This is a genomic window from Rapidithrix thailandica (genome assembly GCF_039710355.1).
GTDB lineage: Bacteria > Bacteroidota > Bacteroidia > Cytophagales > Flammeovirgaceae > Rapidithrix > Rapidithrix thailandica.
This window is the reverse complement of record NZ_JBDKWZ010000001.1, coordinates 479544-503281: the sequence shown is the minus strand read 5'-3', so window position 1 is coordinate 503281 and position 23738 is coordinate 479544. Positions and strand designations below refer to the sequence as shown.

Annotated in this window: 13 protein-coding genes; 3 read left to right on the top strand and 10 right to left on the bottom strand. The window is 41.6% G+C overall.

What is annotated here, in order from left to right:
- Positions 1-337: 337 nt before the first annotated feature.
- Both AAG747_RS01815 and AAG747_RS01810 read right to left on the bottom strand, forming a co-directional pair.
- A complete protein-coding gene (locus tag AAG747_RS01815; protein WP_346819408.1) occupies positions 338-1888 on the bottom strand; it encodes an NFACT RNA binding domain-containing protein in 1551 nt (516 codons plus the stop codon).
- A 66-nt stretch (positions 1889-1954) separates the two neighbouring features.
- Positions 1955-5143 carry a CHAT domain-containing protein gene (locus AAG747_RS01810; RefSeq protein ID WP_346819407.1) on the bottom strand — a complete coding sequence of 1063 codons (3189 nt, stop codon included), beginning with the start codon at positions 5141-5143 and terminating at the stop codon, positions 1955-1957.
- A gap of 733 nt (positions 5144-5876) precedes the next feature.
- Here AAG747_RS01810 and guaB point away from each other — a divergent pair.
- Complete coding sequence (guaB, locus tag AAG747_RS01805) at positions 5877-7346, top strand: IMP dehydrogenase (protein WP_346819406.1); 1470 nt, start codon at positions 5877-5879, stop codon at positions 7344-7346.
- Between the two features lie 69 nt (positions 7347-7415).
- Here guaB and AAG747_RS01800 read toward each other — a convergent pair whose 3' ends face one another.
- The 7 genes from AAG747_RS01800 to AAG747_RS01770 form a co-directional block, all read right to left on the bottom strand.
- Positions 7416-7826, bottom strand: a complete 411-nt coding sequence (locus AAG747_RS01800) for a response regulator (RefSeq protein ID WP_346819405.1) — start codon at positions 7824-7826, stop codon at positions 7416-7418.
- 221 nt (positions 7827-8047) lie between these two features.
- Entirely contained in the window at positions 8048-8785 is a 738-nt protein-coding gene (lipB, locus tag AAG747_RS01795; protein WP_346819404.1) for a lipoyl(octanoyl) transferase LipB, read from the bottom strand.
- Between the two features lie 8 nt (positions 8786-8793).
- Positions 8794-11424 (bottom strand): AAA family ATPase, encoded by a 2631-nt coding sequence (locus AAG747_RS01790; protein WP_346819403.1) that lies wholly within the window; start codon positions 11422-11424, stop codon positions 8794-8796.
- A 507-nt stretch (positions 11425-11931) separates the two neighbouring features.
- Positions 11932-14412, bottom strand: coding sequence for a PspC domain-containing protein (locus AAG747_RS01785; RefSeq protein ID WP_346819402.1), 2481 nt, complete (start codon positions 14410-14412; stop codon positions 11932-11934).
- Positions 14409-14756 carry a PadR family transcriptional regulator gene (locus AAG747_RS01780; protein ID WP_346819401.1) on the bottom strand — a complete coding sequence of 116 codons (348 nt, stop codon included), beginning with the start codon at positions 14754-14756 and terminating at the stop codon, positions 14409-14411. The genes AAG747_RS01785 and AAG747_RS01780 overlap by 4 nt, the downstream gene beginning before the upstream one ends.
- A 362-nt stretch (positions 14757-15118) precedes the next feature.
- Entirely contained in the window at positions 15119-15736 is a 618-nt protein-coding gene (locus tag AAG747_RS01775) for a YceI family protein (protein ID WP_346819400.1), read from the bottom strand.
- A gap of 345 nt (positions 15737-16081) precedes the next feature.
- Positions 16082-17800 carry an amidohydrolase gene (locus AAG747_RS01770; RefSeq protein WP_346819399.1) on the bottom strand — a complete coding sequence of 573 codons (1719 nt, stop codon included), beginning with the start codon at positions 17798-17800 and terminating at the stop codon, positions 16082-16084.
- Between the two features lie 484 nt (positions 17801-18284).
- Here AAG747_RS01770 and AAG747_RS01765 point away from each other — a divergent pair, with 484 nt between their 5' ends.
- Complete coding sequence (locus AAG747_RS01765; protein WP_346819398.1) at positions 18285-19088, top strand: hypothetical protein; 804 nt, start codon at positions 18285-18287, stop codon at positions 19086-19088.
- A 76-nt stretch (positions 19089-19164) separates the two neighbouring features.
- Positions 19165-21978: a CHAT domain-containing protein gene (locus AAG747_RS01760; protein ID WP_346819397.1), complete on the top strand. Its 2814-nt coding sequence runs from the start codon at positions 19165-19167 to the stop codon at positions 21976-21978.
- A gap of 156 nt (positions 21979-22134) precedes the next feature.
- Here AAG747_RS01760 and AAG747_RS01755 read toward each other — a convergent pair whose 3' ends face one another.
- On the bottom strand, positions 22135-23625 hold the full coding sequence (locus tag AAG747_RS01755) for an aminotransferase-like domain-containing protein (RefSeq protein ID WP_346819396.1): 1491 nt from the start codon (positions 23623-23625) through the stop codon (positions 22135-22137).
- Positions 23626-23738 lie beyond the last annotated feature (113 nt).

The window sequence follows — 23738 nt, the reverse complement described above, 5'->3', positions numbered from 1 at the left end:
CCCATGAGGAATGATAAAAGACAGGCACTACGGTCTTCGACTCACAATCCTGATATTGATTTGTACTTTTCCAATATCTTCTAAACCTTCAGTGCTCATCGTTTAACTATTCTCTTGTGAAATTGTACCTTTCATAGAACGAAAATGCATTCAACGGGCATCCGGTAAAATTTCATTTGCCGGGCAAGGCACTTCCTTCCCATCCGGGGAACACACAGGCAACTGATTGTGAGATAAATACAAGAATACTCTATTTATTTATCTCCAAAACGCTCAATATTTTGATAGAAGTAAGGTATTCTGATTTTTTGCAAAAAAGTCCGTTCAGAAAAGCCTTTTAAATCTTTGAATACGCTTTGGGCTCCACCAAAATCACTTGTTCTTTGTCGACAATCACTGCTCCCGGAGGAAGGTGTTTCGGCTTGCGCACAAATTTTTTCGGGGTATAAATCACCGGACACAAAGAGTCATTTTTTCTTTGGGAGTAATATGCGGCTATTGCGGCTGCCTTCTCAATTACCGTATCCGGTATCTTTTTTCCTGCCTGGTATTTGATGACAACGTGCGAACCGGATACATCCCTGGCATGTAACCACAAATCTTCTTTATACGCGTACTTCTGAGTCAATAAATCGTTATTAGAGGCATTTTTACCGATCCAAATGTCAAAACCCTCTATTTCAAACCTTCTGAAAGGAAACTGGTTTTCCTGTGTTCTACTAGTCTCCAAATGATGATGCTTCAAATACTTTCTTAACTCTTTGACATTTTCAATGCCTCGAATCTCCTCTAAATGTTCCTGAAGGGCTTCTGATTCCGAATACTTCCGGTCTATGTTTTCCTGAAGTTTTTGTAATTCTATTTTTTGGTTTTTAGCCTTACGGTACAGTATTTCGGCATTTTTTTGCGGAGAGAGTTTTTCTTTCAATTTGATTTTTATCATTTCATTCCGGTAAAAATCCAACAACTCCACCTCTTGGCTTCGCGGAGGAATTTGATGAATATTGGCCATCAGGATATTCGCCAATTCCTCATAGCGGGAATTGTCTCTCAAATCGCCATATTTCGCCTCATTTTTGGCAATATAGCTTTCCGCATTGCTGAGTTTTTTTTCTAATATTTTTATGATTTGATCTTTCTCCCTGCCTAGAAAAAAGCTCTTGGAAAAATGATAATAATACTCATTACTGGCCTGAATAGGGTCTGTACTCTTCGCCAAGACTTCCCCTTGCTCAAACAAAAGTAATTGTATCTTCTCCTCAATATTGCACACATAAAAAGAAGGCGTCTCTAATTCCGACAACACGTGTTGCAAGAGCTCCCATTGTTGGGCAGGAGTTGATAGATCCTTCCAACCTTGTGCTTCCAAGTATTTTTTTACTACCCTGCCAAAAGTTGGGAAAGTCGCTTTTAAGCCCTGATGTTCAAAAGTTTCAAATGTTTGGTCTAAAGGCCTGTCCAACTGCCGGATGTCTATTTCAAAATCATCCTGATATTTATTTTGAAAAACCTCTTGTACTGTTCCATCGGAGATCCACAAAATATTGGACCGGTTGCCAAATAACTTGAACAACAACATCTCCTCCCCTAGCTCAATTCCAAAACACCTTTCGTTCGCAAACTGCCGGACTCCGGTAACCTGTTTCCCCAACACATCACTAAACAAATCCACACTGTTTTTCTTTGAGCGTTTAAAGTCTTTGGGAAAAGAGAGCACATTTAGATTGGGGACTAAAGATGCTTTTATCCAAAACTCGCTTTCCGGGTTGCAAAAACCCAGAACCAGTTCATCTTTATTTTGGCTAAAACATGTGGCCAACTCCAAACCGGTCAACGGTTTTGCCAAAGCCGTACTCAAATGTTTGAGAAAATAATAATTATTATGCATGAATCTCGATCTTTACCCAATGACGTAATCAGAGCACCACAATGCCCCAAAGCTACAAAGGAAACTTTAGCGGCCTATTAAAACAAATGGTGACCAATAATAAGGGTGTGCGAAGTTGCCCTTTTCTATCATCTTCAGTTTGGCATCTCTCAAAGCACGGGTGATGTGCATTTCCTGTGCAGAGGAAAAGTCTTCAAACTCATTTTGCAATACCTCATCGTATAAATCTACCATTAGTTCCGTAGTAGATTTATCGGATACTTGCCATAGTGACACCAGAATATTCTTAGTGCCGGCATAGAGCAAAGCCCTGGTCAATCCTATAATTCCTTCACCTTTGGAATATTTTCCCAAACCCGTTTCACAGGCGGATAAGACCACCAATTGAGCATTTAGCTGTAAGTTATACAATTCTCCCGAATACAAAACGCCATCGTCTTTATCGTCAGTTTCTTGAGCAAATAAAATCCCGGAAAGCTCCGGTTCTTCCTCATTTACAAAGCCGTGCGTGGCAATATGTAAAAATTTGTAATCCCCCAACCGCCCTTCTTTTAAGTAACCTTCCCGGGCATCATCATAGGTATAGAGTTGGGTAATTTTATCGTTTTTCCGGAAAATCCGGGCTATTTTCTTTATCTCCACCTCAGTACCCGGAATCGGAACGATGTTTCCCCTTTCGTCCAGTAGTCCTCTGGTTTTTGTAGAATCCAAGGTATTAATCTGAGACAATAAGCTCCGGGTCGTATGACTCGCAGAAGTGGATTTCTTTTCGGAAAAAACCGGAGCATACCCTACGAAATCAAAACTGGCAAGGGGCAAATACCGGCTTACGGTTTCTTCAAACAAGGTGGCCGAGTAGGCATAGCTCATTCCCCACTTTTTGATGAGATAAGGCAACTCACTCAAAGCTTCCGGATCTCCATCGCCATGGGTCAACAAGGCTTCAAAAGGAACCTGACTAAGAGGACCATCAGGAATTATTACGACTTCTTTCACTTGAGCAGGTAATTCGCGCGGGAACAAAGTTTCATACAACTCAGAAGCGAACAAAACATAGAGATCGTCAATTTTATACAGAATGCTATTGCGCAACCCGGTAATTTGACGGGAAAAGTCTTTTTCCAAGGAGACTTTATCCATAAAAAAATCATCCTTTAACACCGTAAAGACGTACAACGCATCATCTGTTAAAAAATATTCGATCAAAGCCATTTCGGGATGAAGGACTTTTTGAATCTCCGGGAGTTGTGCTGTTTCGTTCTTTATTTTCAATTCATGGTATTTGGGGTATTTGTATTCAAACAGGCGCGTAAGCTCTTCAAACGCCAGCTTTTTCTTAAAAAGTTCTTCCTGTAGGGTCTCATACGAAGCTGTACTTGTTTCTTCAACCAACTGTTTGTTCAAAGCTGCCAATTCTGCTCTCAACTTTCGTTCATTCCGCAAAAGCGAATCCGGTATACCGGCAAACGTTTTTGCTTCCGAATCAACAATTGACTCCAACAGTACACCCGATTTACTCTTTTCGGAAAAGTAAAAGCCCAAGTAAGGATTTTCCATGACATAGGCCAAGCTGATACCGGCTTGATAGACTTCCGTAGCGGTCTGTGCCAACATCAATTTATCTGATTGAGATACAAACGACTGTTGGATATGATCAATCAATGTATCACAGAGCTGATACACTTCCAAAGCCGCATGCAAGTCTTGTTTGCTTCGGGACTCTTGAAAACGCTGCTCCAATAAGTCGGCCTTTTTCCGTAAAGATTGTAACAACAAACGCTGATCGTAATACCGTTTTAACCCCGGATTGGCATACATATTTGTATTGTCAAATCCCTCCACATTCGCCATAATTGCCTGTTGAAAATTGTTCAGTGCCCGGCCGGATTGCCCTCGTTCCAAATACATTTCAGCCAAATCAAAATAGGTTATGGCCACCGTTGCATGCTTGAGCCCGTACAACGACCTGTAAATTCCCAAGGCTTTTTGATAATTATCTACAGACTTCCGGTAATTTTTAATGCTCCGGTACGCTTTTCCCAACTGGCTGTAGGCCATCGCTACTTTTTGATGACGGGTACCGTAAAGCTTTTGCAATATGTCAAATGCTTGTTGGTAGTAGTTCAGCGCAGTATCGAAACTTTGTCGATAGTGATAAGCATCTCCTAATTTTATATAGGTTTCCCCCAACATTTCACTATAGCCATGATTTTTGAGCAATAACTGATAACTTTTTTGATAATATTCAATGGCTTTGTCCCATTTTGAAAATGCCCGGTAAACATCTCCTAATTTGTTGTAGGACTCTACTAATGAAGGGCTTTCTTTACCATACAAATTTATATGTATCGATAGCCCCTGTTGAATATAATCCAGCGCCTGATTCAGAGAGCCCAATTGCAAATACAACGTACCTATTTGGTTGAGAAATGCTACGGTCAGGCCCTGCCGGTCTCCCCGTACATTGCGTTGAATCAACAAAGCACTTTTATAGGCATCGATGGCATCCTCGTATTGGAGAGAAGCACCGTACGTCTTGCCCAACTCTTGATAAATCTCCACCAAACTAATATGTTCGGCTCCATATCGATGTTGATAAATACCCAGTGCTTTTTGTAAGTACTGCTCTGAAAATCCATAGCTCTTTAGCCGGAAGTAAAGCTTTCCCATTTGCAAATACACAAAAGCCATTTCAGGACTTTCACCCTTCCCAGCTTTTTTGTATGCTTCAATGGACTTTTGAAAATAACTTAAAGAGGCAATCCCGGAGCGGATTTTTTCTTCGTAATATTCACTTACTTCTTCAAAAGAAGCTTCGGTCGACAAAGGTTGGTCACTGGATACGGCTACCCGAATAGCAATCGCCTTTTGATGATATTCCACTGCCATATCATAATTGCCCTGGTTGAGGTATTGATTACCCGCTTTAAAGTATTGATCTGCAGCAGTACTCAGTTCCTGGCTTTTTGTTCGAAGGTTCAATGCATAGTGTTGGGCCTCTGTGCTATCCCCTTTACTGGCCATGATATCTTTGAGGATATACAAGCACTGAAAATACTTTTCCCACTGTTTGTGTTGTTCATATACCGGGTAGATTTCTCGGAGTTTGCCAACTGCCTGATCGTATTGTAATTCCAGGATCAACGAATCGACTGTAAGATACGTTTTATCAGCGTCTTGCAATGACTGTGGGGACTGTGCAAAGGCAACAGATATAACAAAGTGAAAAACACTCAAACAAACTAAAACGCGCATGGGATAAAGCTGTTTTGTCAAGTACGTTTACTATTCTAATTTCCTATCAAATTATTGACATACAAGAGGATGCCACTCAAAATTCGTACGAGCCATACCACGACCATCCAATCTCTGACTGTATGCCTGTAAAAGCTCTTTGCCTCCGGATTTGTTTTTCATCCAATCGTAAAAATTCTTATAGTAACAAAGCCAAGCCGATTAGATTATTTTGATGTGAATATAAAAAACCGAATATGTATAGGGTCTTCTTCAGTCTGAGGTAAAGGCCTTGAAAAAAAGGGCATAGGTTTTACCACTACTAACTTAGTCAACAATATGCTGTATACATGAAGTCATTTACGCCGGCAATGTGGTATTTTACAGCAAAATTTGTCAAATATTCAGAGGTGCTACAATGAAGCCCTCCTCTTTGTAGCCGGATTTTCCCTGTTGACAACTTGGGGAGGGATATGCTTTTTTGGAGCGATAAGTGCTGCCTTGTCCCAGTAAACACAATCCAAGGAAACGACCGTATAAAAAAATACCTCTCAAAATCTCCTTAGTTTCAAAGGGGGAAGAATGGCCTTTTTCCTTCATTAAGACCGGAAAAAGGAATTTTCCACCTCGATTTTTACAAGTAACAAAATGCCTGCTTTTCAAAAAAAATATTCTTTCTCACCTGGGTTGTTTTTTATAATCAAGAATTCTATCTAATTTTGTCCGGCAAATAATGTGAACTAATTTATTTGCCATGTCATCAGATCATCCTAAAGTTTTGAAAGAAGCGCTAACCTATGACGATGTGCTTCTGGTGCCGAGCTATTCTGAGGTATTACCACGTGAGACGGACACTTCCACTTATTTGACCAAAAACATCAAGTTGAATATTCCTATCCTGGCGGCTGCTATGGATACCGTAACGGAATATGAGCTGGCCATTGCGATCGCTTTGGAGGGGGGCTTAGGTTTTATTCATAAAAACATGAGCATCCTGCAACAAGCGGAGCAAGTCCGTAAAGTGAAACGGTCACAAAGTGGAATGATCTTAGACCCGGTGACACTCAAACCCGGTGTGTCACTAGCGGAGGCAAATCACTTAATGCGGGAATTTAAGATTGGAGGGATTCCTGTTATAGACAATGACGGAAAACTCATTGGAATCCTCACCAACCGAGACCTGCGTTTTCAAAAGGATTTAAGCATTCCGGTCAAGGAAATTATGACCAAAGAAAACCTGATTACAGCCAAGGAAGGTATTGGTTTGGAAAACGCCGAAGAGATTTTACAGGAACACAAAATTGAGAAACTACCCATTGTAGATGAAAATTACAAATTGGTAGGGCTTATCACATACAAAGATATCCTGAAAAACAAAGACCGCCCGAATGCTTGTAAAGATGAGTTCGGAAGACTTCGTGTAGGTGCTGCAGTGGGAGTCACTCCTGACATAATGGAGCGAATTCACGAATTGAAAAAAGCGGGGGTAGACGTTGTGAGTATCGATACGGCTCATGGCCAACACAAAGATGTCATCAATACTGTAAAGAAGGTGAAAGCCCAATACCCTGATTTGGATGTAATTGCCGGAAACATTGCTACGGCAGCCGGTGCAAGAGCCTTGGCTGATGCAGGAGCAGACGGAGTAAAAGTAGGTGTAGGCCCCGGAAGTATTTGTACCACGCGTGTTATTGCCGGTGTGGGTGTTCCTCAACTGTTTGCAGTCATGGAAGCCGCCAAAGGTCTGGAAGGAACAGGCGTTCCGTTCATCGCAGACGGTGGTATCCGTTTTTCCGGAGACTTGGTTAAAGCCATTGCCGGAGGAGCTGATTGCGTCATGGTGGGTTCATTACTTGCCGGAACCGAGGAGGCACCAGGAGAAATGATTCTCTTCGAAGGAAGAAAATTCAAATCATACAGAGGGATGGGTTCGTTGGAAGCGATGGATAAAGGTTCTAAAGACCGCTATTTCCAAGATGCCGAAGATGATATCAAAAAATTAGTGCCGGAAGGAATCAGCGGCAGAGTCCCTTACAAAGGGCTGGTTTCTGAAGTACTTTATCAACTTGTAGGAGGCTTAAGAGCCGGAATGGGATATTGTGGGGCAAAAGACATCAAGGCTCTACAACAATCTCAATTCGTTCAAATCACCTCTGCAGGGGTGAGAGAAAGCCACCCGCACGATATCACCATCACCCGGGAAGCTCCTAACTACAGTAGATAATTCAAATATTTGTACTCAAAAGAAAGGCCTCTGAGAACTCAGAGGCCTTTCTTTTTGGGGATATGAACTTTATAACATCTCATTGATTTTCCGGATCAAATCTTCTGCTTTGTATGGCTTCTGCATAAAGGCAGTCACTCCATACTTTGCCGCTTTCTGCTTGACTTCTTCATTGATGGTAGAGGAAACCAAAATGACCGGTACGTCTTTAAATTGGGCCATTTTCCGGACTTTTTTTATAAAACTAATGCCGTCCATATAAGGCATATGGTAATCGGTAACGATCAAATCCACCTTATGTTCAGCTCTTAATTGACTTAAGGCCTCTCCTCCATCCGTTCCTTGGATGGTATGAAAACCGGCCTTTTCCAGCGCTTGAGAAGCGATTTGCCGCTTTGCTGAAAAATCATCTACCAACAAGATGCTCTTGGCATGTGTATCAGTGCTGGTTGGCGTATACACGGTCCTGATAGTTGTCATTGGAAATTAGGTTTGGGTTAAAGAGATACTTTTTATAGTTAAATGATAATTAAGTATGTAAAATTGCTTCAAAGTCAGCTTTTAGTCACTCTTTAAAAAAGTGAATAGTCTTTAAAACTACTCAAGGCATAAAAAAGTTCTGAGTTTTTTCACCTTGAAAAGAGAAAGGGCAGTAACTTTCAAAGAAAGCAACTCACCCTCAATATGTTGATAATAATTGTTTAGACTTGGGATTCCTGCACTAATTCCATGTCAAACAATTCGACCAAATGTCCTTTTAAAATTTCCTGCACTTCCTCAATGGCAACTTCTGTTCCCAATTCTCGGGCCATAGAGGTTACACTTTTGTCAGAAATACCACAAGGTACAATATTATTAAAATAAGATAAATCTACATTAACATTCAACGCAAAACCATGCATCGTAACCCACCGGCTGGCCTTTACCCCCAAGGCACAAATCTTCCGGGGGTTCTGTTGTTTTTCATAATCTAACCACACTCCGGTCAAGCCCTCAATTCTTCCGGCTTCTATTCCATACTGTTTTAAGGTCAGAATCACGGCTTCTTCCATTAAGCGAAGGTATTTATGGATATCCGTAAAAAAATTGTCCAAATCCAGAATCGGATAGCCTACTATCTGTCCGGGTCCGTGGTACGTAATGTCCCCTCCCCGGTTGATTTTGTAAAACTGTACATGCTTGGCATGTAAGCCCTCTTCATTGAGCAAAAGGTTATCTTCTTTGCCACTCTTTCCAAGGGTATACACATGCGGGTGCTCACAAAAAAGAAGGTAGTTTTGAGTGGGTGTAAATGGCAAACCAGCCTCTCCGTTTTTGCGGTTTTGCAATTTCTGTTGCACCGTCTGTTGAAACAAGTTCGTCTGGTAGTCCCAGGCTTCTTGATAGTCAATAAGGCCTAAATGCCGAAAAACAGTTTGTTTATTTGGTTGTTGGTACATCAAAATGTCTAATAAATCTTAAACCCAATTGTCTTCTGACTGCGAAGCAATTCCTCCCGGTTATTATCAAATTCCTTAATGTCTTCGTAGGTTACTTCCTGAAGCATTTGTTCACTCCGTTCTTCAGGTTTTAACGATGCCATCCTCAGGTGTTGGTTTTTCACCGTTTTGCTGACAATTTTACGCATTGCCCGGCCATTGCCAAAGAATTTATCCCGGTGCATAAACAAGAATTTCAGGTAATCTTGCAAATGCTTTTCCGCCTTTGTATCCAATACCAGCTCTTCTTCCGATAGCATATATGTGCAAATATCGTATAATTCTTTTTCTGTAAAGTCTTCAAAGAATAATTCTTTATCAAATCGCGATTTAAAGCCGGGATTCATTTCCAGAAACTTCTCCATGGGTTCGGTATAGCCCGCTACCACCACAATAAACTCCCCTCTTTTATCCTCCATTTCTTTGAGCAATACTTCTATGGCCTCTTTGCCATAATCATGTCCGCCATGAGAGGAAAACAGGGAATAGGCCTCATCGATAAACAATACCCCTCCATGGGCCCTATCAATAAGTTCTTTGGTTTTAATGGCGGTCTGTCCGACAAAACCGGCTACCAGCTCTTGCCTAGAGCATTCAACCAAGTGCCCCCGTTCCAAAATCCCTAAGGCTTTATAAATTTTGGCCAATACCCGGGCTACGGTGGTTTTTCCCGTACCGGGGTTGCCCTTAAATACAGTGTGCAGAGAGAACTTATTCAATACATCCTTTCCGGTTTCCAGATAGAATTTCACCAACTTCACCAGCTCGTGAATCTCATTTTTCACACTACGCAAGCCCACCAAGGTATTCAATTCGCTCAAGGCTTCCGTCAACGAGGCCTCATCAATGCCGATTTTAGGTGTTCCTTGTTTTTTCTCTTTAAAAACCTTTTGCAGGTCCTGTAACTCTATCGTCTGAAGCATTTCATTGGTCACTTCGCTAAGGTGTCGATCGCGCATTACACGCAATCCCATAGACATTTTGGCTTCGTCTACAATGGAGGCGACCAAGCGGGCATTTCCAAAACTCCGGTCCCGGTTCCGGTAAAAATCCGTCAACTTCTTATCCAGGAACTTCCGGGCCTTGGGAGTCAACACCACTTCTCTTTTCTTTACGATCAGATCTGCAATACTAATCAGCTCCTGTGGCAGGTAATCAGGAAAGTCATAGAACATATTGAAGCGAGACTTCAAACCGGGGTTCGAGTTAAGGAACACATCCATCTCTTTGGGATATCCCGCTACAAAAATAGCGATATCTCCCTCCCCATCGGACATTTCTTTTACCAATACCTCCACCACTTCATGACCATAATCTTTGTCATCTTCTTCATTGCGCACCAAAGCATAAGCTTCATCGATAAACAATACTCCCCCCCGGGCACTCTCAATCACATCCTTTACCTTCGGAGCTGTTTGCCCGATGTACTGCCCAATCAATTCGGCACGCCCCACTTCCGTAATATTGCCCCGGCTGAGAAAACCCATTTTATGATAAATTTTCCCCAGTAGTTTGGCAATGGTTGTTTTTCCGGTCCCCGGATTTCCGGTGAAAACAGAATGCAGGTTGATCCTTTCGTTTTCGTCAAAACCCTTTTCTTTGCGCAATTTCAAAAACTCCAGGTATTCCAGGTAATCGTTGATTTTATTTTTAATGTCCTTTAGCCCTACCAACTCTTTTAGCTGGTCCATGATACTCTCCAGGCTTTCCACTTCCTGGATTTCTTCCGGCTCCGGAGCGGTTTTCAAGCTGGTTTCTTCACCTGTCAGAATTTGTACGGCTCCGGGTACGTTTTCCGTTCCGCACTCAAATGGCACCACGGCAATCAGGCGGTCCATAAAAATGACCTCCAGGGTGTATTTATCTTCATACCATGTCCCTTTCGAGTCGGACCCCCAGCCGGTAATAATTGTAATCGTATCTTCTTCGGATTTGATTTGTTTGAGTTCGGCCGTAGTACCTTTCAGCAGCCCCGCTTCGTTGTAAAAGTTAAAGATCAATTCACAAAACCAAGGCCGGTCCTGAAGGTTGTCCAGGATAAATTCCGCCCAAATGTAGCGAGTGTCCGAGGCATTGAACTTTTTCAAAAAGGTGCGGTCTTCCGGCCTTACTCCTTCATTAGAACCCTCATACAATTTGATGGTATCAATGTCAAAATAGGGATTAAAATTTTGGGAAACAGGCCCTCCGTCTTCCACATAAAAGCGGGTGGAGCCGACAAACTCCTCATCGATATACGCTTCCCATAAATAATCGCCCCGTTTCCAGAAATAGCCTGGTTCTTCATGCCCCCAGCCTTCGCGGATATAAATAATATTATGGTCGACCGAAACCTTTTGATGAATATCCAAGTCGCAAAGTTCTTCTTTTCCGGTTTCCACAAAACGAAAACATTTCAGGCGTATATCAGCATCCCATTCTTCGTCATCAAACAGTTTATTGTAAAAGGATAATTCTGCATACAGATAAGTGGCCTCACTATTTTCAAATACCTTCCGGTACTTTTTTTTGCCTTCGGCCAGCCATTCTGTAGACGCATATACTTTCAGGTCTCTGAATTTATATTTCCGCCCGTTATTTTTTTTATTCCTGAAAATCATCTAATTACTACGGTTAAATTTCTCCGCTGGTGGAATGGTCTTGTACATCACTAAGAGCATCTTTAATGTTTTACGATAAGGATGGCAATTGAGATGGATGCCATTCCCTTATAAGGCAAAAGGCTAAGTGTTAAATATGCTTTAAAGAACTGGAGGATTATATTGTTTTATACCGTAATTTTTAAGATTGGTGTCTATTTTATCAAAATATTGTTGGTTGCCCAGCCCAAACGCAATTTCTCTTAGTTTTGTCAGTCAAAGCCCCTTCAAAAATCTACTCCCTTTATTCAGTTTTGTAGATGCTACAGGGAATGTACCTTCTCTACACAACAAGATTCTAAGCCAAAATAGATATATGTATGATTATTTTAAAAATTAATTTGCAAATATTTAACAAACTCTTTCTCTAAAATAATAAAAAAAGTCGGCACAACAGCCGACCCTGTCTATACGATTCTACAAAATGCCTGTCACTCATTCACAAACCAGCCCTGTGGATTGCCTCCTTTATTTCCAGTTTTCTTTTTGTTGCACAAACTCCGGGGAACCTTTATAACTTACATTGTCTGCATAACTCGAAGAAATATTCAACACCTCTTGGGCGTAAACTTTTGATTTTCCCATTCCCATATTTTGCACATTGACCACCTCAGCCGGGTAATCAAATGCATCTACTTGAGACGCCCCGTCTACTTCGAGATTAAACACTTCCCCTCTTCCTTTTAATTTCATTTCCGAAGCCCCTGACAGCTTCAGGTTGAGCAATTCGTTGAACATTTCGGCCTCGCAATTGATGGCACCTTCCATATTCATATGCAACACCTCAGGATGAAACTCATGGAATTTGACATACATCCGCCCCGATAAGTCAATCGCAACAATTTCAGGACTTTGGATAAGTAACTCAATTTTATCATTGGAACCAGACGATTGATTTTCAATCAATAAGCGTTTGTTTTCGATCTTCAATTCAAAGTGTTGTAAGTCTTCTTCCCTCCCTTTTACCTGTATTTTAGCCGGGCCTTCCCGAAAGGTTACATCGTACATTCCGGATATGGTTACAAAAGAAAACTCCTCCGGTGAAAATACGCGTTCTCCTTCTTTGGCTTCAGCTGCAATTCCATGCTGGTCCGGACAACTCAGGCACCGTAAGCCCTCTTGATTGAAGGTCCAGAAGTTGCCTTCCAATTGCCCCACACGATAGCCATTAGGATACAAAGTGGCATTCAAAATATTGCCCAATGCCGGGTCCATTTCAAAATCCATATGGTAAGGCAAATATAAATTGATATCTAATGACTGAACACGAAAAGGCTGGTTTTCCGGTAAAGTGAATTTAGAATCAAAGGATAAAAGATTGCCCTCCTGCTTGGTTTGATAACGCACAGCCCTGGCATTGTCCAAAGCCTCCTGGCGGCTCTTTCCTTTGGCAGAGGTTCGTTGTATCATTTCTATGGTTTCTTTATCATGCCCTCGGATGGTCAAGTTTACTTCCCTCACTTCACTGGTTCCGATATCATTCAATGCAATCCGCAGCATTTCTCCTTTTGCCGGAAGCGCAAAGTATTGAACTTCTTTCACCACACCTTCGGATTTAAACTCCATCGCCACAGCCGGAACGGTAATCACCGTGCCAATAATACCCAGCACCCATACCGACAACAGCCCCCAAGTCATCAGTTTAGAAATCATGATCCGTCTGCTAATTAAAGAAAAACCGATAATTCCTAAAAAAATCAAGGGAATCAAACTGGTCACGTATACGGAAACCGCGGCATTGACAGGAATAATATCTCTGATGGCTGTTAATACTTCGAGGTCAAAGGCATCGATTTCATACAAGACATACTGTTGAAGTTGCATGATAACATCCCAATTGTGCAAGAGGCCTAAAATCAAAAACAATAATATCGACAATACCAATACGCCAAAGATCGACTCCAAAGCAAGTACCACCCCTAGTACGACTAAAAACAATTTGAACAGCAACTGGGCAACAGGCTTTAAATTTTCACTTAAAAAAGTAAGAACGGCTGCGATACACCGGAAAGGAAACAATAAAACCCTGGCAAACCAGCTTTCTTCCCCTTCCTCATCCAGTTGAAAACTGTCTTTGATTTTTTTCTCAATGTTTTCCAAGGTGATGGGTTCTCCCTCCATTTGCATCCGTTCGGTAATGGATTTGGCCTCCGGGGTGGTAAACCAAATGATCAAGTAAATAATCAATCCTACAGCGCCTAAAAACATCCCGGCAACAAACAAAACCCGTACTATGGTAGCATCGATGCCAAAGTAGGCTGCCAATCCGCTGGACACCCCACCGATCACCTGGTCTTCCGGGTCCCGGAACAAGCGCTTCACCTTGGTATCTTCTTCCAAGGCATCGGAAGCAGGGACAAAAAACCAAATCCCGCAATACAAAACCATGCTCATGATAAACAAGCTGTCCGCATTATTGAACACATCCATGATCAACAATAAAAGGGGCAAAATAAACAAAAGCCGGATCCAAATCGGGTCGATACGTAAATAATGTGCAACCCCTGAAGCCACTCCACCTACCAGCTTTCGTTTCTGGTCGCGGTACAATTTTCTTTTGCTGCCGGCTTCTCCCGCAGCTTCCTGTTCATACTGTTCCTGCCCGGTATATTCTTGATAAAACACCGTTTCCTCTTGTTTTTCGGCTTCTTTCGCAGGCTCATAGGGACTTTCATAAATGGCTTCGGCCGCCTCAAAATCAGAAATTTGCCCCATATTCGCAATCAACTCATTTACATCCTGCAGGGTGATTACCTGCCGGTGTTCATCCAGCTTGGCTAAAAAAATCTCGGCAATCCGGCTTTCAATGTCCGACACGATTTCCTGATGGTCTTCATAAGACGAAAAGTAAGCACTGATGGCCTGTAAGTATTCCTTTAGGGTTTCATACCCTTCCTCCTCAATATGGAAGATGATACCGCTGATATTGATGGATATATTTTTTTTCATGATTCGTCCGGCTTTTCAAAATTAGAAATGATATGATTGGTCGAAAAAGTCAACTGCTCCCAGGTCATTTGTAAGCCTTCCAAAAAAGCTTTTCCTTGAGAAGTCAGTTGATAGTACTTCCGGGGAGGACCGGCATTGGACTCCACCCAACGGTATTCAACTAATCCGGCTCTGTGTAAGCGGGTAAGCAAAGGGTACATTGTTCCTTCTACTACCATCATTTTCGCCTCTTTCAATTCTTGAATAATGTCCGAAGCATACACTTCGCCTTTTGAGATAATGGTGAGGATACAATATTCTAAAATTCCTTTACGCATTTGTACTTGTGTATTGGCTAGTTTCATCGTTCAGGTTTCAATAAGCCTAAGATTTACCTTCCAAAAAGTAGCTCGCTTCCTTATCCGACTCACTTATGGCCACTTTTTCATTCGCTAGTATCAAATTTACAAACTCAATGCTAAGAACTTGGCAATGCATAGTACCCTCTTAAACAAGCCATATATACCATTAATAATCAATTACTTACAAAAGATACTTTTTTATTTATCATCAAAAATTGCTCATAGCTCAATTGTTCACTTCCGAAAATTTTGTCCAAATACGAACACCCTATCCGCAAATTTAACACTCATTGTACCGGCTGTATAAACATAAAAAAAGCCCTTCTAAAGTAGAAAAGCTTTTAACGGCCATTATTAACAATCAATCATTTTTTTCTGTTTGCTTCGAAAAAGAGGGTTACATTTACTTCGTCTCCTACTACAGTAGTGGCCGCCCAGCTTCCTGTACCCACCCCGAATTCCGTTCGGTCAATGGTAAATTCGGCTCGTAAACTGGTTAGTTCATATCCTTCTTTCATGGGATTGTCCATGGTTCCCAATACTTGGAAAGGCACTGCTACTTCTTGGATCACATCTCTGATTTTGAGATTTCCATGAACTACATACACATCCCGGCCTTTCTTTCTGAACTTTGTAGACTCAAAATGCATGTCAGGAAATTTCTCTGCATGGAAGAAATCTACGGACTTCAAGTGATTGTCCCGTTTGGTTTGTTGAGTATTAATACTGGCCACCTTTACGGTAAACTCCGCTTTGCTTTCCTCCAAGTGCTCGGGAGAAAACATCAACATACTTTCAAATTCGTCAAAGCGACCTTGTACCGGGGTAAAAAAGTGGGTGATCGTAAATGAAATGGAGCTATGGGCCGGATCTACTTCCCATTCGGGCGCATCCAAGGATTTTATGGGATCTGTGGATAGTTGAAAGGCCATTAAGAATCCGGAGGCCATCAAAATCAGGGCTGTGGATAGCTTTGCTTTCATGATACGTGATTGTTTGAATGAAAATTCCAGTTTATTGAAAATGAAGACTACAAGTCCTTTTCAAGGATTCACATTCAAAGAGTTGTAACATTAGCTTTTGATTTCTTCAAACAAGTTTAAATCTTTTTCTTCACAAACTCGGTCACCCATCTGACAACTCCTTGAAATTTGTATATACAACAATCAAGATCCGTTAAAGAGTGCCCGGTTCAAAGGAAAATTTGGACATAACAATGATGGTGAAAGAAATGGAAAATACCTGCGTCCTCCAATAGCAGAGTATACGGGAAATCAATTGGGTAAAAGCCGGATTTCCCCCGTTTACACCGGAAGATGCTTTTCGGTCTACTCCTTCCGTTCGAATACTATTTTGCCATCTACTATTGTATACGCCACTTTAGTATTCAATATATCCTCTTCCGGTACTTTCATAATATCTTGAGAAAGAATGGTAAAATCAGCCACCTTGCCCACTTCCACCGAGCCTTTCCAAGTTTCCTGAAAGGCACCGTAAGCGGCCTCTAAGGTATACGTTTTCAACGCTTGTTCCCGGGTCATTTTCTGCCCGGGTTCGTAACCTCCCTCCGGTTCTCCTTTCAGCGTTTTGCGCGTCACTGCCGCATAAAAACAGGCCATTGGATTCACAGGTTCTACCGGAGCATCCGTCCCGTTGATCACCTTTGCTCCGGATTGCAATAACTTTTGCCATACATAAGCCCCTTCTTCAATCCGTTGTGTTCCCAAACGATCGATGGCCCAAGGCCGGTCGGAACTCATATGAATGGCTTGCACGGAAGGTATCACACCCAACTCGGCAAACCGGGGAATATCTTCTATACTAATATGCTGGGCATGCTCTATACGGAAACGGTGATCCTCGGATGCATCGGCAGATTGCCGAAAGGCCTCTTCATATAAATTAAGCACTTCCCGGTTGGCCCGGTCACCAATTGCATGAGTACATACCTGAAAGCCATTTGCAAACCCTTTTTTGGCGATATTTCCAATCTCTTCCATAGGAGTGACGGCATGACCGGAATGTTCATGCCGGTCGTCATAAGGTTCCAATAACCAAGCACCTCGTGAGCCCAAAGCCCCATCGGCAAACAACTTGATCGAACGGATATCCAAAAAACCTTGCCCCAGGTTCAATTCCGGTCCTGATTGAAAATATTGCTTCAACAATTCCTCATTACTACCATCCAACATGACATACAAACGCATGTCTAACTGTCCTTCGGCCGCTTGTTTTTTATACAATTCTATAACCTCAGGCCCCACTCCGGCATCGTGTAAAGAAGTGATTCCGTTGGCAAGGCACTCCTCAATGGCCAATTGCAAAACTTTTTGATAGTATTCCGCAGAACTAGTGGGAATATGAGAAGCAATGGCCTCCATGGCTGTTTCATTAAAAATTCCGGTAGGCTTCCCTTTTCCATCCCGGATGATTTCTCCCCGTTCGCCTTCCAAGGCATCTATTTCCTGGGCTGTTAACTGAATCAGCCCCGCTTCTTCCATCGCTTTCTGATTAGCTAACCCGGCATGTCCGCTGGCATGACGTAAAAACACAGGATTGTCCGGTGAGGCGGCACTTAAAAGCTCATGCACCGGAAAACCTTTGACCGAGGGTTCTGGCATTTGCATCCATTTATCTTGATGCCAACCTCTTCCCAGCACCCACTCTCCCGGTTTCAGTGATCCGGCTTTCTTCTTTACCATTTCTACCAATTCTTCGTAGCTCTTCACTTGGCTCAAGTCCAACTGAATCCGGTTTTCACCGATTCCCATTAAGTGCGCATGCGCATCAATCAAACCTGGCAGTAAGGTTTTCCCTTGTAAATCCAACACTTGTGTGCTGTCGCCAATAAACGCTTGTACCTCCTCATTGCTTCCCACAAATACGATTTTTCCATCTTCCACTGCTACGGCTTCCGCCTGAGGTTGCTCCTCATCCAAAGTATAGACAATGCCGTTATAAATGACCATATCGTAAAAAGTTTGCTTAGGTTCACAGGAAAATAGTGCACTCAAAAGCAGAAGTATCGGGATAATCTGTTTCATCATTTTTGGAGTGTTGTTTTTGTAGGATAAAGTTTTCTCAAAATTAACCCTTTCAACAGGTAATTCAAGTTGAAATAAAGGTTTTTACAAGAGAGTAACCTGTACGAAAAGCGCTACTCTCAGGATAAGAATTTTGGGACTGCCCGAAGCTTTTCCCAAAAGTTGTCAATCTAATTTCTTAATAAATCTCAATAACATGGTTCATACTTTGGCTTCAGGTGTCATAGGGACAGTTTTGGCATAATAAAAGAATACGTTTAACAGCATTATTCTCTTTAAAATGCTAGCTTGCAAACAGGTATCCCCCGGCATACTCTATGTATTTGGTACGGATACATTTTGACTGACTACCAAATATCCTGACCTTTTGACAAAAAAGATATCCACCTATTGATGTTTCCTATAGGAGGATCGACTATCAACGAATTACCTCGATACAAGATCGGGTTTTATCCTGATACCAAACTTAAAACGAAACAAACTCACGATGAAATTTTCAAACACACTCTTCACTCGCTATTTTCTGATAGCTCTGCTTCCTATTGCTTTATGGGCTTGTAAAGACGATGATGACGAAACCCCCATCAACAACCTGACGATTGACTATGGCGCAGAGGTGTTTTATGCCAACGAAGATGCCAATGAAACAACCCTGATCAAGCCACAATTGCGCCCGGAAAATATAGAAGGGACCTTCACCGTAAAGCCCGAAGGCCTGGATATCGATTCCCGTACCGGGGTAATCAACGTAAACACCTCCGAAGCCGGGCAGCGTTATTACATTAACTTTACTTCGGACGATAACCGCTACCTTGGCGATACCTCCTTATTGATTTCCGGGATTGATTATGCAGACAGCCTTTATAATTTGGACGAAGGACAAGACCTGGCCTTGCCCATTCTGGACGAGGACCCGGATTTAGCCCTTCCGAGTTCTATCTTTTTTGATGCGGAAGGTGGTGCCGTTCAAGAAGGGTTGGAAATAGACCTCGTCACCGGTGCAATCAAACTGAAAGAAACTTTACAAAACCAGGAAAGTCTACAAGGGACACCTTTGGAAGATGGTTTTACCAAACGCTTTGAAATCCCTTATTCCTACAATGTCATTCAAAACAATCAACCCATAGAGGTAAAATCCAGGATCACCCTCCAGGTATTTTATTTTACATCCAGAGACAGGATTCCAGAAGAATTATTGCAACTTTTGGAAGAAAAGCAATTATATCCGAAAGGTGGAAAGACGGACGGCACCAGGCCTCCCTATGTGATTGTATATGGCAAGTATCAATAAGCTTTGGTTAACAAATATTGTCAGGGGCCGAAGGAGGTTCCTGACAATAAGGTTTTAAAAATGAATGTCTCCCAACATGAAATACTCCAAACAATTGGTCTTTTATATATGCCTAATTAGCCTCTCACATCCCTTAATAGGCCAAACACATCAAGAGATCATACATCTATTGTCAAAGGCAGATAGCCTCTTCAACGTTCCGGCACCTACCGCCCAAAGTGATAGCATTGCCTTGTCATTCTATTTAAAAGCCAATGACTTTTACCGGAACGAGCAGCCACAAGACACTACCTTGCTTACGGTCTATAATCAAATCGGGATTCTATACCAAGTAGCCGAGCAATTCGAAGAAGCAAAAAAATACTATATAAAAAGGCTAAACCTGATTGAGCGGCTAAAACCGCTAAAAAACTACTCTTCCTTCTCTACGGAATTGTACTTGGGAAATATTTATTACTACCAATTTCAATTTGACTCTAGTGAATATTATTACAAATTAGCTGAAAAGACGGCCACTACACAAGAAAAAGTATATGAACAAGAGCGTCTTTACAACTCTATAGGAGCCATGTATTTCAGCCTGGGGAATTATTCACAAAGTATTAACTACTTTAACAAGGCTATCCGAGTGATCAAGCATAATTACCCTAATTCATTAGAGAAAACCATCCCCATTCAAAACAACGTAGCCTCAGCTCTAAAAAAACTGGGAAAATACAACCTTGCTTTGACTCATTGCTATCACTTATTAAGATTCAATACCAATCAAAATAACCTCTTCAACAATATCGGATTAATGCACCTGGCTTTAGCGAATCATGACAGTGCTTTACACTATTTCAATAAAGCAAAGTTCACGACAATTAAAGATAAAATTGTACAGAATAATGGAATGGCCCAAGCGTATTCCGGACTTAAAATGTTCGATCATGCCGAACAGCTTTATAAAAAAACCATACAATTAAATACAGAGCAATTCCACTTCAAAAATGAAGACCTGGCAACGTCTTATATCGGTCTAGGAAAAATTTATGAAGAGAAAAAAGAGTTTTCACAAAGTTTAAATTTTTATCAAAAGGCGCTAGTTACTCTACACAGTAGCTTTGACGAAGCTGCGGATATTTTTGCTAATCCTGAAACCCCTACCCTCACCATTTCCGGCTTAAAGATGTTTGAAGTTTTGGATGCCAAAGCTCATGCATTACACTCAGCCTATGCACATAATCGCTCCGGAAAATACCTGGAAGCATCCCTGGCAACCTATCAACAAGCCGTATACCTGTCAGAGCATATCCGTAAAAGCTATGATTCGGACGAAGCCAAATTGTTTTTTGTCAACCAGGTATTTCCCGTATTTGAAAAAGCCCTTGAAGTGGCTTATCAACTGTATCAACTCAACCCGACCGAAAGCAATCTGGAGGCGGCCTTTCAACTTTCCGAAAAAAGTAAGTCCACTGTATTAAGCGAATCATTGCGCAATTTGGAAATTATGTCAGTGGCACATATTCCCGATTCCTTGCTTTCCCAAGAAAGTAATATGAAAAAACAGGTGACAGCATTAAAAATCCGTCTTACTTCCAGCGCAGACAGTGGTCAATCCGCTCAATTGCAAGGTGAAATCCGTGATTTGGAAATCGAATTGGGGAACGTGTATAAAGCGTTTGAAGCCAACCCTGAGTTTTACCGGTTGAAATACGACACCAGTGCCATTACTACCCGGCAAGTACAAGAAAATCTGTTGAATCGCCAGTCTGCATTGGTTGAATACTTTTTGGGTAAAAAACATCTCTATATTTTTGTACTGACCTCTACACAAAAAAGCCTGAAAAAGATCGACCTAAGCCCTGCATTCTGGGAAAGTTTTCATTATTTAAAAGATTGGCATTATCAGCACCCGGCCGGTAAGGCCTACCAAGGCTATACACATTCCCAACGGCTATACCAACATCTGATCGCGCCTATCGAGGACATGGTACAAGGAAAGAAATACCTTCGCATTGTACCGGATGGTGATTTACACTACCTGCCTTTCGAGATTCTTACGGAATCCAACGGACAATACGCACCTTTCCTGATCCAAACCTATGTGATGAGCTATGGCTATTCGGCCAAACTGATGTTGGAATCCTCCTTGCATGAACAACACAACGGGCAAAATTTATTGCTGGCCATGGCACCCTTTAGCGGTTCTTCCCAAGAAAAATACCGCAATAACTATTTGCGTCCGCTCAATGCTTCTGCCCGGGAAGTTCAAACCATTGGCGGCCAAGTTTACCTGAAAGAAAAAGCCACCAAATCCCGGTTTTTAAAAACCTCAAGTGATTTCAATATCATTCATTTAGCTACTCATGCCAATGCCGATAGTGAAGACCCTCTCAATTCTTATATTGCTTTTTATCCGCAAAACTTCGATTCCGTTTCTGACTACCGCCTCTATACCAATGAGCTTTACAACCTGAATCTGAAGAATGTAAAATTGGTGGTATTGAGTGCTTGTGAAACGGGTATGGGAAAATTAGTACGGGGAGAAGGGATTATCAGTCTGGCACGGGGTTTTACCTATGCGGGTTGCCCTAACATCATCACTACTTTATGGAAAGCAGAAGACAATATTACCGCTCAACTATCCGTAGCACTTCACCGGTATTTAAAAGAAGGATTTTCTAAAGATGAAGCTCTGCAAAAAGCCAAAACAGATTATCTCAAAGCCAATCAAGACCCTCACCTCCGCGACCCCTTCTATTGGGCCAACTTTGTCTTTGTCGGAGATCCCCAACCCATGTATTTCTCCATGGAGTGGTTGTACATTGTAGGATCAGGTGCTTTGCTTCTGATAATGCTTTTAGCAGGTGGTTGGATTTGGAAAAAGAGGAAAATGTACACTCCTTAGAGCATATTTAACTTTTGGGCTGTGCTTTATATGATGCCTGAAAAAAGCCATTTGGGTGCGAGTTTTTATTATAAAAAAGCGACTAACGGCTGGGTCCGTCCGGCGATGAAAGATTTTCAAAGAATACATTGCCAACACAAGTAATTACCTTGAGATTTACCCTTTAAAAATCAGGCTTTTTAAAATATTTACACTTTCAGACAATTCTTCTATGGTAGAGGAAGCAAACCCTAGCCTTATGGCATTCTCATCATAATCAGGATATTTATGGACAAGACCATCTGAAATATAAAGGTTCTTTTCATAGGCTTGCGTTGACAGTTCCGAAAGGTTTATCGATTTATCAAACGTTGTCCAAACGGTCATCCCTCCTTCAGGGACAACGAAGTCGACCACATTATTCAACTCACTTCTCAATAAATCACAAAAATGGTTACGTCTTTTTTCATAAACCGCCAACGCTTTTCTCAGGTATCGCGTAATAGTTCCGTCATTTAAAAGTTCAGCCATGGCATTATCTAAAATATGATCTCCTTGTCTATCCAATAGCATGCGTGTGTTAGATAGGTGTTCAATCACATTTTCCGGAGCGACCAAATACCCCACGCGAAATGCAGGGGAAATACTTTTACTGAAAGAGCCACCATAGATTACCATACCCTGGTCATCAGCACTTATAAGAGGTAACAAAGGGCGATGATTGTAATGAAAATCAAAATCATAATCATCTTCAAAAATGATAAAACCAAACTCCTTGGCAAGCGCTAATAACTCCAGCCTTCTATCAATACTGAGTGATACCGTGGTAGGATAGTGATGGTGAGGAGTAATGTACACCATCCTCACCTTTCTCTTTTCACAAATCTTTCTCAATTCATCTACAACAATACCGTTTTCATCTACGGGTATTCCAATATGATTTGCCCAAGAGTGTATAAAATTATGCTCTAATCTTTGCCAACCCGGTATTCCCGAAACAACTACATCACCCGGTTTAATCAAGGCACTACACACAAGGTTGATACCCATTATAGTCCCTCTGGTAGAAAGAATATTTCTGTGTGTTGTTTTTAAACCTCTTGTTTCATTAAGGTATTTAGACAAAGCCTCCTTATAAAAATCGGCCCCATCCGGTTGACCGTAACTTCCAAATCTCGGATATAAGCGGCTTTCACAGCTAAGTTGGGTACGGTATGCGCGATATAGTTCTTTTAATGGCGCTAACGTAGGATCCGGATAACCGTGATCCAAATGCAGTCGAGCGGTTGAAACAAAAAAAGGATTTTTACGATATGACTTGCTGTCGAGCGCAAAACCAGCTTGTTTTTGACCCTTTGTAGTGGATGTAGACTTTAACTGTTTTGGTTGAATTTCCGGAACATGAGTAGAAACGAAAGTCCCTTTACCCACAAAACTTTCTAACCAGCCTTGCATTTGTAGCTCAGCATAAGCTTTCGTCACCGTAAGACGATTAAGGCTAAGCAAATCGGCTACTGCTCTTGAGCTTGGCAATTTTTGATCAGAACCCAGTTTGCCTTGTTTAATCAATGCCAGGATCATATCTGCTAATTGGAGATATATGGCCCTGTCTGAGGATGGGTTTAATTTAATACCACCAAATAAACTAATCAATATTGGACTACTCATTTTATAAAAATTGGATTACAAAGATAATCCAATATAATCTTACTTTTGCCATAAGAAAAAGAAAAAGTACTCTATATGGAGTATTTTTTATACAAAGAATAGCTTAGAAAAGA